General features: G+C 47.8%; 10 protein-coding genes. 4 read left to right on the forward strand and 6 right to left on the reverse strand.

The window, feature by feature from the left end; translation table 11 throughout:
• Nucleotides 1-254: 254 nt before the first annotated feature.
• Nucleotides 255-2,123, forward strand: a complete 1,869-nt coding sequence (locus BLS44_RS16650; protein ID WP_090391351.1) for an ABC-F family ATP-binding cassette domain-containing protein — start codon at nucleotides 255-257, stop codon at nucleotides 2,121-2,123.
• A gap of 75 nt (nucleotides 2,124-2,198) precedes the next feature.
• Complete coding sequence (locus BLS44_RS16655) at nucleotides 2,199-2,777, forward strand: helix-turn-helix domain-containing protein (protein ID WP_090391352.1); 579 nt, start codon at nucleotides 2,199-2,201, stop codon at nucleotides 2,775-2,777.
• A 134-nt stretch (nucleotides 2,778-2,911) separates the two neighbouring features.
• On the opposite strand, the gene BLS44_RS16660 is transcribed toward BLS44_RS16655, so the two are convergent.
• The 6 genes from BLS44_RS16660 to BLS44_RS16685 all read right to left on the reverse strand — a co-directional run bounded on the left by BLS44_RS16660 (nucleotide 2,912) and on the right by BLS44_RS16685 (nucleotide 10,168).
• On the reverse strand, nucleotides 2,912-3,595 hold the full coding sequence (locus BLS44_RS16660) for a phosphonatase-like hydrolase (protein ID WP_090391353.1): 684 nt from the start codon (nucleotides 3,593-3,595) through the stop codon (nucleotides 2,912-2,914).
• Between the two features lie 4 nt (nucleotides 3,596-3,599).
• Complete coding sequence (locus BLS44_RS16665) at nucleotides 3,600-4,760, reverse strand: TIGR03364 family FAD-dependent oxidoreductase (RefSeq protein WP_090391372.1); 1,161 nt, start codon at nucleotides 4,758-4,760, stop codon at nucleotides 3,600-3,602.
• Nucleotides 4,761-4,785: 25 nt separating this feature from the next.
• The gene (locus tag BLS44_RS16670) at nucleotides 4,786-6,072 is read right to left on the reverse strand and encodes a DUF5690 family protein (RefSeq protein ID WP_090391354.1); all 1,287 of its coding nucleotides are present in this window, start codon (nucleotides 6,070-6,072) and stop codon (nucleotides 4,786-4,788) included.
• A gap of 657 nt (nucleotides 6,073-6,729) precedes the next feature.
• On the reverse strand, nucleotides 6,730-7,650 hold the full coding sequence (locus BLS44_RS16675) for a sugar phosphate isomerase/epimerase family protein (protein WP_090391355.1): 921 nt from the start codon (nucleotides 7,648-7,650) through the stop codon (nucleotides 6,730-6,732).
• Nucleotides 7,651-7,756: 106 nt separating this feature from the next.
• Complete coding sequence (locus tag BLS44_RS16680; RefSeq protein WP_090391356.1) at nucleotides 7,757-8,416, reverse strand: gluconate 2-dehydrogenase subunit 3 family protein; 660 nt, start codon at nucleotides 8,414-8,416, stop codon at nucleotides 7,757-7,759.
• Nucleotides 8,417-8,485: 69 nt separating this feature from the next.
• On the reverse strand, nucleotides 8,486-10,168 hold the full coding sequence (locus BLS44_RS16685; protein WP_090391357.1) for a GMC oxidoreductase: 1,683 nt from the start codon (nucleotides 10,166-10,168) through the stop codon (nucleotides 8,486-8,488).
• A gap of 114 nt (nucleotides 10,169-10,282) precedes the next feature.
• On the opposite strand from BLS44_RS16685, the gene BLS44_RS26960 reads away from it, so the two are divergent.
• Nucleotides 10,283-10,768: an ATP-dependent Clp protease adaptor ClpS gene (locus BLS44_RS26960; RefSeq protein WP_245729240.1), complete on the forward strand. Its 486-nt coding sequence runs from the start codon at nucleotides 10,283-10,285 to the stop codon at nucleotides 10,766-10,768.
• Entirely contained in the window at nucleotides 10,749-11,432 is a 684-nt protein-coding gene (gene aat, locus BLS44_RS16695; protein WP_245729241.1) for a leucyl/phenylalanyl-tRNA--protein transferase, read from the forward strand. The genes BLS44_RS26960 and aat overlap by 20 nt, the downstream gene beginning before the upstream one ends.
• The last annotated feature ends 359 nt before the right edge of the window (nucleotides 11,433-11,791 follow it).

Here is an 11,791-nt window from a genome sequence, read left to right on the forward strand (position 1 = left end):
TCTCACATTTCGCTCTTTTATTTGAAGTTTGACGTTGGAATCCGGTTTCATACCCGGTAATCAGAGCGTGTGTCAATGGTTAATGGCCGATTGTTCCTGGCAAAAACTGCAGTCCCCGGTCCTGTTTGTGGGTTTATTGTCTAAGATCTAACAGCTATCGTCTTTTAAAGTGTCCGTTGGATCCCGTTTCATACTTGTTATAAATCCCATATTTCCACATCTTCAAATTTTCAAAATCTGCCTACCTTTGCCGGATGCATTACGTTTCAGCAGAAGGACTGGCAAAAAGTTACGGGATCCAACCCCTGTTTTCGGATATTTCATTTCATATTGAGGAAGGTGATAAAGTAGCCATCGTGGCCCGGAACGGTACGGGCAAATCGACTTTATTAAAAATACTGGCGGGTAAAGAAACCCCCGATTCCGGAAAACTATGGATCCATAAAGATGTGGAAGTGATCCTGTTTGAGCAGGACCCGGACCTGGAGGAAGAGCTGACGGTTTCGGACAATATCTTTTTCCATAACCACCCCACAGTGCAGGCGATCCGGGAATATGAAATGGCCAGCGAAAGCGGTAATGCCGACCGTATAGGTAGGGCCCTCATCCGGATGGACGAACTGAATGCATGGGATTTCGATTCGCGGGTGAAGCAGATCTTCGGGAAGCTCAATATACATCACCTGGATCAGAAAATAAAAACACTGAGCGGCGGGCAAAAAAAACGGGTGGCACTGGCCCGTACGCTGATCGATATTGGTTTTGAACACAAGCATGTATTGCTGATCATGGATGAGCCTACCAACCACCTGGACGTAGCCATGGTGGAGTGGCTGGAACATTTCCTGGGCAAAGAGAACGTAACGCTCCTGCTGGTAACACACGACCGGTATTTCCTGGATGCTGTCTGCAACGAGATCTGGGAAATCGAAGGCAGCGAGCTGTATGTGCACAAGGGCGACTATGAATACTATCTTGATAAAAAGGCACAGCGCATTGAAAACCTGAGTGCCAGCATCGGCAAAGCCAAAAATCTTTACCGGAGAGAGCTGGAATGGATGCGCAAACAACCCAAAGCACGCACTACCAAATCAAAAAGCAGGGAAGATAATTTTTACAACATTGAAAAGACGGCCAAACAACAGGTAACGGATGACCAGGTACAGCTGCAGATGAAGATGAACCGCCTGGGCGGAAAGATCGTAGAAATGAAAAAGATCTACAAGTCCTTTGGTGATAAAAAAATACTCGAGGGATTTGATTATACTTTTAAAAAAGGAGAACGGGTAGGCATCATCGGGAAGAATGGTGCCGGCAAATCTACCTTTATCAATATCCTGCAGGGGGCGGACATGCCCGACAGCGGCAAGATCAACATCGGCGACACCATCGTCTTTGGTAATTACTCGCAACAGGGCCTGATACTGAAAGAAGACATGCGGGTGATCGAATTCGTAAAGAATATTGCGGAGAACTTTCCGCTCGCTGATGGCAGTACGCTCAGCGCTTCCCAGTTCTTGCAGTTGTTCCTTTTTGACCCGGATAAACAATACACGTATGTAAGCAAGCTGAGCGGGGGCGAAAAAAGAAGGCTTCATTTATTATCGATACTGTTCCGCAATCCTAATTTCCTGATCCTTGATGAGCCTACTAATGATCTTGATCTTCCAACCCTTTCGGTGCTTGAAAACTTCCTGAGCGAATATCCCGGATGCCTGTTGATCGTTTCCCACGACCGGTATTTTATGGACCGGCTGGTAGACCATCTTTTTGTATTTGAAGGAGACGGAATTATCAGGGACTTCCCCGGCAACTATACCCAGTACCGCCTGCAGGAAAAAAGTCAGCCGGCAGCAAGCGTCCCGGCAGCTGCCAAAGCTGCTCCGGCCCAAAAGCCTGTTGCAAAAAAAATATCTTTCAAGGAAAAACGGGAATACGAATTACTGGAAAAAGAGATTGCAGACCTTAACACAGAGAAAGAAACCATTACCACGCAACTTTCAGGCGGCACTGCCGATTTTGAGCAACTGGAAAAATTGTCCAGCCGTATTGGTGAAATTACTGCGCTGCTCGATGAAAAAGAGCTGCGCTGGCTGGAGCTGAGCGAGCTGATCGAAGGATGAGGCTTGCCACCCCGTGTTTCAGGTTTGGCAGATGGCTAAAATCTTGTGTACTTTCGCTCCTTAGAAAACAGGTTTATGGAAGATTATCTGATCGGCATCGGAAAACGGATCAAAGAGATCCGGAAGAGCAAGGGGCTTACCATCAATAATGTGGCCGGTAAAGCAGACCTGAGCAACGGCCTGATCTCCCGCATTGAAAACGGGAGGACCATACCTTCACTCCCGGTACTGCTGAACATTATACAGGTACTGGACATCGCTGTTGCCGATTTCTTCAAAGAGGTGCCGCTGGCCACCGGAAAAAACTTTATCGTATCCCGAAGAGAGGAGCATGCGATCATCGAGAAAGAAGATGAGGCAAAAGGTTTTGAATACCGCACACTGTTGGGCCGGCAGCTCCATTCCGTCGGATTTGAAGCGGTCCTGCTGGAAGTACAGCCGGGCTCCCAACGGGCAACCGTAGAAACCGATGCCTTTGAGTTCAAATACATGCTAACCGGCGAATGTTGCTATATCATCGGAGAAGAAGAAGTGCTGATCCGGGAAGGAGATGCCCTCCTTTTTGACGGGCGTGTGCCCCATGTGCCCGTAAACAAAGGTACCGTACCCGCAAAGATGATCGTAATGTATTTCTTTCTTTCGGGGAAAGAATGAGCTTTTTATAGCCACTGAAGCACAGAAATACTGATTTTCTTTTGCCCCTATAGCAAGAGCCCCGATCCGAAAATCCCGCGACTTGATATCCACCAACCAGAACTCCGTGCCTCGGCGCCTCTGTGGCTTTTTCTCTAATTAAAAAGGATCGCGTCCAGCTCCGTAAGGTTATTGATAATATAGTCGGGCTTTGCACCGGAAAGCTGCTCGCGGGTTTGGGCGCCGCTTAGCACTCCTACCGTAATGCCACAGCCTGCATTTTTCCCTTCCTCAATATCAATGGCCGAGTCTCCCGCTTTTAGCACAGTACCGGCATCGCTGACATCCAGCTGCTTCATTGCATACCGGATCATGTCGGGAAACGGCCGGCCTTTTTCAACATCATCCGCCGCAACCAGGGTGTCAAAATTCCGCCCGGCCTGCCAGTCCAGTTTACTGATCAGTTTCAACGCTGTTCTTTTGTCATAGCCGGTATTTAATGCAATAAGGATATGATGCTCCCGCAACCTTTCAAAAAATGCATCCATTCCGCTAAAGCTGCTGATCGTTTCCTCGTCATATGCTTTTTCAAGTGCCTGCTTAAACTTTGCAAATGCCTGGTCGGCTACAGGCTTTACATCCGGTACATCCGTACAGGCCGTAAGCACATCAGTGATCGCCTGGTACTTTTCCTTCCCGGCGCCATATGCTAATACATCCTCCAGTGTCAGGTCAAAGCCCTGGTCATTGATCACCTTTAAAACCGTTTTGTACACCAGGTTGTTTTCATTTACGGTAGTACCCGCCATATCAAAAACAACCATCTTAATCTTCTTCATACTTCTATTTTAAATCAAATACTCTTTTAATGTTCTCTTTGGAAAATCCTGCACTTCCGGTCATTCCCTTGCCTCCGATACCGGTAACAATATGAATAGCTCCATCTATCGTATGCTGAAACAGGTCCTGTGTTTTACATTGGGAATAGATCCCGAACCAACGGTTCTGAATTTCATAACTCGGCAATGCAATGATCTTCTGAGCCTCGATGATCATAAAATCATCCACATCGGTCCGCAGGTCAAAACCCAGGTCATCCGCATCGGCCGCCCGGGCATATTCATGGGAATCACCAATAATAACAGAGCCATCCGCCGCCTGTTTAAATAAAATATGTATACCCCATTTTTTTTCGAACGAATCCGGGACCTCCCTTGCCTTTATTGCTGCAAACGAGGGGCATTCATAAAACGCTTCATATCTCCGGATGGATAAACCGGTCAATACAGAGCCTTTCAGTTCATAGCCGGGCTGGGGAACCGTTTGAAGCATTTGCAGCTTGGTAACCTCCAGGTCGCTGCCGGCAAACAACTGCGGGTACAGGGTTTTAAATTCCGATCCGCAGCAGATGATCACCTTGCCTGCCTCAAGTTCGGTTCCTTTTGAAGTAAGCACACTGACCCCGCCGGTCACCTGCGCACAATTAAGCACATGGGTGCTGTCATAGTAATCCAACCCTTTCTCTTTAATAAGATACTGCAACAGCCGCCCGATCATCACCCGGGGCTCAACCGTTACTTCATCGGGAAAGAACAGCCCGGCCTTAACATAGCCCGGTTTTAATCCCGGATACTTTTCCAGGCACTCCTGCCGGGTCAGTAACTGCGATGTATAGCCGTTTTTTTGGTTGATGCTGCTCAGTTCTTCGATCAGCTGTACCTCTTCTTCATTGGAGGCCAGGTAAACCGATCCGTTGTGCCGCACAGAAATATCAAACCGGTCCTGGATCTGCCTGTAAATATTCAGGCTTTCCCTTCCATACTCCTGCCATTTGGTATTCATCCCGGAAGGCACCACCTGTCCAAAATTACGTACCGTAGCACCCTGGGGCCGTTTATCCTTCTCTATAACTGCCACCCTCAATCCCTGCTCCAGGGCATGGTAGGCATGAAAAGTGCCCAGCACTCCTCCTCCCACAACAATTAAATCATATTTTTTACGCATGCGCATTCTATTTCAATTTATACGGTCAGGCAGGCACCATACCCCCGCTTTTCCGGGTGATCTGCCGGTTAAAATACCAGCGCGCAAATACCACCAGTACAAGGATCGAAACCGCGCACTGCATATTTAACGCAACAAAAAAATGGGTCCAGCTTTGTTTAAACCCGGTCACTTCTTTAAGGAATAATATAACCACGCTTCCCAGGTATCCCAATGCGTCGGCCAGATAAAATAAAAATCCTACATTCCCTTTAAGATCCAATAACGCCACCAGCCGCTCAAAAATAAGGCAGTGAAACAGGATATAGGGCAGATAGCTCCCGATGCCGGACAATATCATCCACAATACAGGCGATAACAGCCCGTTGTGAAACAGGTACCCGGAAAGGATCGTAAGAACTGCACCTCCTGCAATGAGTACCATGCCCCAGCCAAATGCCTTTTGGTTGTTGCGGACCAGTATCCCTGCAGCTGCTACAACCAGTACCACCACCGCAACCGGTATCTCCGTTAAGGTAACCAGCTGTGGTACGCCGGATAGCCCCTGCTCCGCCCAAAACTCAACAATAAAGTTATCCCTGAAATCCCGCATGACCGTAAGGAGTATATAGATCATCACCAGTCCGAAATATCCTAAACCATTCTGCAATAAAAAACGCCTCCGGTCACTCCCGTACATCGGTACCCGCTGTGCACGCTCTCTTATATCATTTTCATCCGGCCCTTTCGTTTTGCGCAGTATCAGTGCAGAGAGGATAAAAACGGGAAAGAACAACAAACCGGTCAGAAAAGGCATATCATATTCACCCACATTAAGATCCTTCATTAAAACCAACCCAACCGATTTTACCAGCCCTGTTGAAAAGATAAAAGTGGCACTCAGGGCCGCTGCCAGCAGCTCCGTGTTTTTACGCCCTTCTATATAAGAGAACACAATCCCGAATACCATCCCCAATGGTATCCCATTCAAAAAAAGAGCCGGCACTTTCAACCGCGGGGGCAATACGGCAAACAAGCCCAGCATGGCCAGTCCAAAGGTAGTAAAACCGATGAGCCATAGCGTCCGCTTATCCTGCCGCATTTCCGAAATCACTTTGATCCCTATAAACTTCGAAATCATATAACCCAGTACCTGGCTGATCACCAGTATGGTTTTGGCATCCCAGCCATATCCCAGGTCCAGATCTTTATATTGCCCCGCCAGGAAGGATTTTCGTATCGCATACATAGCGGTATAGCACAGAAATACCGAAATAACGGTAAAGATCGCTGATTTTTTACTATTTGTAAATTTATTTCCGGTTCCGGACATGACTACTGCATTTGAAAAACCAAAATTAGAGCCTTTTATACTGTCCCTTATTAAGCGATTATGATATTAAGATTAAGCAATTGTTAGCGAAAAGAGGAGGAAGCAGCGTTGTCATTATTACTTCACAAATACACAAAACGATAAAAAACAATTAGTTAAAAAAACGCCCATTATTTAATTTCCACCGCCGAAACATGGGAAGAAAAAGCGACCAGGTATTTCTGCTTATCCAAAAACCCGCCATCCGCAAGGGACGTTCCAGTAAAAATTATTACAAATAGTAAAACAAAGAGTACAGGTATCCTGCTTGGGGAATTGAGCCCCGAAACTTCGCATTGCCGTTACTGTATGCCGGGGCAGGCATGGTATATTGCAGGTTCGGGGCAATGCGTATAATGTTGCTGTCAGCTTCACTTTTCGCTTAAGTTAACGGCTGAAACCTTGGGGCGGGGAATCCGGGCGACCAGCAATAACCGCCCAAAAAGAGCAACAGTAAAAGGCCTACCCGGCCGATAAAAAAAACCGGGGATCACCTTTTTGTCGATGATCCCCGGCAGGGGCCGGCCTCAGCCAGCCAAAAGTAAACAAATCAAATTTATCCTGCCCCGTACACAACTGGCAGGGCGCCGTCCGGAGACGGGCTTTAATCAATCAGGACTATATGCCCATTACTTTTTTCAGCAAGGCCAGGGTTGCTTTTATCCCGTCATATTCGCTCAGTTCCTCACCTTCGTACTCGATGCCCACGATCCCTTTAAATCCGGAAGCGTTAATGATATCAAAGATCCGCTTATAATCCGTTTCAACACAATCGCCCTGGGCGTTAAAGTTATATGCCTTGGCACTTACGCCTTTAGCAAAAGGCATTAATTCCTTTACCCCCTGGTAACGATCATACTCTTCTATACATTTCCAGTTCTCCCCCCGCTTCAGGCAAAAATTCCCAAAGTCGGGAAGTGTACCCACGCTCTTTTTACCTACCGACTTCATAACAGTTCCCAGCCATTTTCCATCGGAGGAATACCCTCCATGGTTTTCAACGATTACGTTGATCTTTTCCTTTGCCGCATATTCGCCAAGCCGGCCCAGTCCGTCCACGGCTGCTTTTGCTACTTCTTCTGCCGTGCCGTTTCCTGCGGCATTTACGCGAATGGTTTTGCACCCCAGGAACCTGGCCGCGTGCACCCATTTGTAATGGTTCTCTACGGCTTTCTTCCGCTCTGCATCATTCGTATGCCCCAGTTCTCCCTCCCCGTCGCACATGATCAGGTGATTGGAAACCCCGTTATCCTTGCAAACCGTCAGCAACTGATTCAGATAAGCCGTATCCTCTGCTTTGTCTTTAAAGAACTGGTTTACATATTCAACGATCGAAATGCCAAATTCCTTTTTTGCGATCCTTGGAAAATCCAGGTTCGTGATCTGCTGCTTCATGAGCGCCCTGTGCAACGACCATTCTGCCAGTGATATGGGATATTTTTTAACCTTGCCGGCGCTGGCCAGCAATGGCTGACTTACCAGGGCCCCGGCGGCCAAAACGGAGGTCGCTCGTAAAAAATCTTTTCTGCTGATACTCATTTTTGAAAGTTTAAAGGTTATTGACCTGTAAAAAAAAGTGCTCCATCACCCCGGAAAGACCTGTTGCCATTCCGGTCTGATGCAGCACAGTACTACCCCGGCGTTCCTATAGCGCCCAGGCTTTATCGCCTTTTTTGTAAGGATAAGCCCCGTCGAATTTTCCCGGGGTTTCTACATAACGCAGCGCTTGTGTAGCGCCGGGTTTGGAAGTAAAATACCCCCAAAGTGTCAGCTGCTTCATCATGCTGAAATAATGTGGCGGATAGCTTTGTTTTACCTTTACGGCGCCAAAATTCTTTTTGGCCTCCTCGGCTTTCACCCACTCATCCTGTTGTTTGTCGAAGGCCTCTTTTTCCTTCTTATAGGCATCCGTTTTTGTAAATTCTTTGGCCTCTTTATCCAGGGCGGTCAGGAATTCGGTTCTCTCTGCTGCAGACAATTCTGTAAAAGCCTTGCTATATTTGGCTTTACAGGCCTCATTGAATTTATCGATGCCCTCGCTGAAGGTTTTTTGTTCATTCTCCCGGTAACAGTCGGTAACAATGGCTTTCATAAAATTGCCGATCTGCGCAGCTTTTGCCCCGGGCGAATCCGGTGTGGTAGGGATGATCGTTTCGCCGATCTCATCCAGCAGCGCAATTACCTCGGGCGAAAACCCTGCTGCTTTGGTGGCTGTAGATTTACAGCCCGACAAAAAAACTTCGGCACCGATTATGGAGCCTCCTAATAAAATACCAACGTGTGATAAAGCTTCTCTCCTGTTCATTGTTTGTATTTTAACCGAACCGCTACCTGTTAGTTGTTTGCAACCGAACCGGTAACGGTCCCGATTGGATTAAAGATTTTGTTTTTTTAATTCTTCCATTGCATGGTCTACCGCACGGGCTGTAAATGCCATATAGGTCAATGAAGGATTCACACAATTTGCAGAAGCCATAAAAGAACCATCGGTCACAAAAACATTGGGGGCATCCCATACCTGGTTCCATTTGTTCACCACTGAAGTCTTCGGATCGGCGCCCATACGAGCGGTACCCATTTCATGGATTCCCCTGCCGATAGTGCCATCCCCTTCACGTCCTTTCACATCTTTTACACCCGCTTTTTCAAGCATTTCAATGGCATCGTTCTTCATATCGATACGCATCTTCCGCTCGTTCTCCTTCCACTCTGCATCGATCGACAATACATTCAACCCCCACTTGTCTTTCTTGTTCTGATCCAGCGTTACCATATTCTCGTGATAGGGAAGGATCTCTCCGAACCCGCCGATATTCATGCTCCAGGATCCAGGTTCTGTCAACGACTCCTTCAATCCTATCCCGATGGTTTGCTCCTCTGCCGATGCATTGCCCCTGCCGCGGCCTCCGCCTCCCTGGTATCCGAAACCACGGATATAATCGCGTTTTTCACCATTCATGTTCCGGAAGCGCGGGATATAAATACCATTGGCCCGGCGCCCGTATGTATATTTATCTTCATACCCTTCTACCCTTCCGCTGGCGCCCACACCCAGGTGATGGTCCATCAGGTTATGACCTAACTCGCCGCTGGAGCTGCCCAGGCCACCCGGCCATATATCAGTGGCTGAATTCAGCAGGATCCAGGTACTGTTTAACGTAGAGGCATTCAGGAAAATGATCTTGGCATTGTATACGTATGTCTTATTGGTTTCCGCATCCAGCACTTCCACACCGGTAGCACGTTTTTTATCTTTATCGTATAAGATCTTTGTAACAATGCTCCAGGGCCGCAGGGTAAGATTACCCGTTTTCATGGCAGCAGGTAATGTAGAGGACTGTGTACTGAAATAAGCCCCGAAAGGACATCCCAGCCAGCATTTATTCCGGTACTGGCAGTTGGTACGCCCCGGCAGCGGCTGTGTAATATTGGCGGTACGCCCGATGATCATATGCCGGTCGCCCTTATAAATATCTTTAATGCGGGCTGCAATATCTTTTTCCACAATTGTCATATCCATGGGGGGCAGGAACTGGCCATCGGGCAGATGCGCAATGCCATCCCTGTTTCCGCTGATCCCTGCAAACTTTTCCACGTAATCGTACCAGGGTGCTATCTCTTTATAACGTACGGGCCAGTCAACAGCGATTCCATCTTTGGCATTGGCCTCAAAATCAAGGTCGGCCCAGCGATAACTCTGACGTCCCCAAAGCAGCGAGCGCCCGCCTACATGATAGCCCCGGAACCAGTCAAAACGCTTTACCTCGGTATAGGGCGATTCTTTTTCATCAACCCACCAGTCAAGATTCGTCTCATTGAGGGGATAGTCGCGGTTCAGCACCGGATGATCCTTGATCATCTCCTGCGTTTTTGATCCCCTGTGCGGAAATTCCCAGGGCGCCTTACTGGCATTGACATAATCTTTCACATGCTCGATATTTTTGCCACGCTCCAGCATGATCACTTTCAGGCCTTTTTCGGTAAGTTCCTTTGCAGCCCAGCCGCCGGAAACTCCGCTGCCGATAACAATAGCGTCGTAAGTGTTATTTTCTGCCATTAAACTGTTTTTAAAAAAATCTTAAAATCGTTAGTGAAACAAGTAAACAATCAATTAATAGCTATAAAAGTATCGTTTTAAATCCAAATCCCCTGTTATTTTTTTTATAATTATATGAACGGTATTGTGTGCCCGGTACATACCCTCCTTTTTCCCCTGGAAGCTGCTGCCGGCACCAACGATCGCTGCTATAAATCCCGGAAATACAGCCCCCCACTCAGCAGGCAACCGGCACCAGGCGCCGGCGGGAAAGCCCGCTATCCGGGGGATTTATCCGGAATGGTCTATCTTTGCGGAATGAGTTTTCCCGGAACCAACCCGTTTACAAAAACAGAAGCGGAAACAGACGTACTTACGGCGGAGGCAGCTTCCTGGCAACTGATCGTCTGGAACGATGAAGTAAACACATTTGAGTGGGTTATTGAAACCCTGATGGAAGTTTGCGGGCATACCTATGAGCAGGCAGAGCAATGTTCCTATATCATCCATTTTAAAGGCAAATACGCCGTAAAAGAGGGGATGTACGAGGATCTTGAACCGATGTGCAGCGCCATTCTTGACCGGGGTATTTCGGCAACCATTGAAGAGCTGGTCTCTTAGCGATTTCCTGATGGCTATTTTTGCGTTATCTGATGAGCTGTCTTTTCCGCCCGTACACCTGGCCGAAAAAGACGGGTTGCTGGCCATTGGCGGCGACCTGGATCCGCAGCGGCTTTTGCTGGCTTACACCTCCGGTATCTTCCCCTGGTATGAAGCGCCCCCGGTACTCTGGTGGTGCCCCAACCCCCGCTTTGTGTTATTTCCCGGGGAGCTCAGAAAAAGCAAGACCGTGCGTTCGTTACTCAACAAAAATGCCTTTCAGTTCACCATTGACCAGGATTTTGAACAGGTGATCCGTCATTGCCGCAACATAAAGCGCAGCAACCAGGACGGCACCTGGATCACAGAAGACGTAGTGCGGGCCTATCAGCAGCTGCACAGGCAGGGTTATGCGCACAGCGCCGAAGTATGGAAGGACGGAATACTGGTGGGCGGCCTCTACGGGATCCGCCTGGGACAGGTCTTTTTTGGAGAAAGCATGTTCAGCCTGGTCAGCAATGCCTCCCGGTATGCATTTACCTGCTATACGGAGCAGCTTAAAACGGAAGGGGTACAACTGATCGACTGCCAGGTATATTCAGAATATCTTGAGAGCATGGGCGCCCGTATGATCGACGGGAAGGAATTTGATGCGCTCTTAAAAGAATACATACCTGCCCGGTAATTTGAGGATTTGATAATAAGCCGGCATCAAAATTATTTCTTTTCTCGGTCAGTGAGGACACTGACCGTGGCGTGGGCCGTGGTTTGTGTCCTCACCAATGCTATTAAAATAAGGCGTATAATCACCTTATGGGGAAAAACGCCTTATTTTGTGTTTGAAAACTAAAATATATGTCAAAAGTAACAAAATCTGAAGGAGCGCGCAGTAGCGAAGGCTCTAAAAAAAATCTTTTCTTTTGTTGAGCGCCCCGTTCTGGATAAGCAATATCTTAACCGTTCGGTTGATTTTACCCGTAACACCAAACTTAGCTTTTCATCCATTGTCCTGAAGATTGTTCATGGTTTTACCGATTCTGTGGA

It is taken from the genome of Niabella drilacis (genome assembly GCF_900101395.1).
GTDB lineage: Bacteria > Bacteroidota > Bacteroidia > Chitinophagales > Chitinophagaceae > Niabella > Niabella drilacis.

What these genes read in the sequence shown, in the direction of transcription:
- BLS44_RS16650 (WP_090391351.1), top strand. Translation starts at nt 255, where the DNA reads ATGCATTACGTTTCAGCAGAAGGACTGGCAAAAAGTTACGGGATCCAA.
- BLS44_RS16655 (WP_090391352.1), top strand. Translation starts at nt 2,199, where the DNA reads ATGGAAGATTATCTGATCGGCATCGGAAAACGGATCAAAGAGATCCGG.
- BLS44_RS16660 (WP_090391353.1), bottom strand. Translation starts at nt 3,595, where the DNA reads ATGAAGAAGATTAAGATGGTTGTTTTTGATATGGCGGGTACTACCGTA.
- BLS44_RS16665 (WP_090391372.1), bottom strand. Translation starts at nt 4,760, where the DNA reads ATGCGTAAAAAATATGATTTAATTGTTGTGGGAGGAGGAGTGCTGGGC.
- BLS44_RS16670 (WP_090391354.1), bottom strand. Translation starts at nt 6,072, where the DNA reads ATGTCCGGAACCGGAAATAAATTTACAAATAGTAAAAAATCAGCGATC.
- BLS44_RS16675 (WP_090391355.1), bottom strand. Translation starts at nt 7,650, where the DNA reads ATGAGTATCAGCAGAAAAGATTTTTTACGAGCGACCTCCGTTTTGGCC.
- BLS44_RS16680 (WP_090391356.1), bottom strand. Translation starts at nt 8,416, where the DNA reads ATGAACAGGAGAGAAGCTTTATCACACGTTGGTATTTTATTAGGAGGC.
- BLS44_RS16685 (WP_090391357.1), bottom strand. Translation starts at nt 10,168, where the DNA reads ATGGCAGAAAATAACACTTACGACGCTATTGTTATCGGCAGCGGAGTT.
- BLS44_RS26960 (WP_245729240.1), top strand. Translation starts at nt 10,283, where the DNA reads ATGAACGGTATTGTGTGCCCGGTACATACCCTCCTTTTTCCCCTGGAA.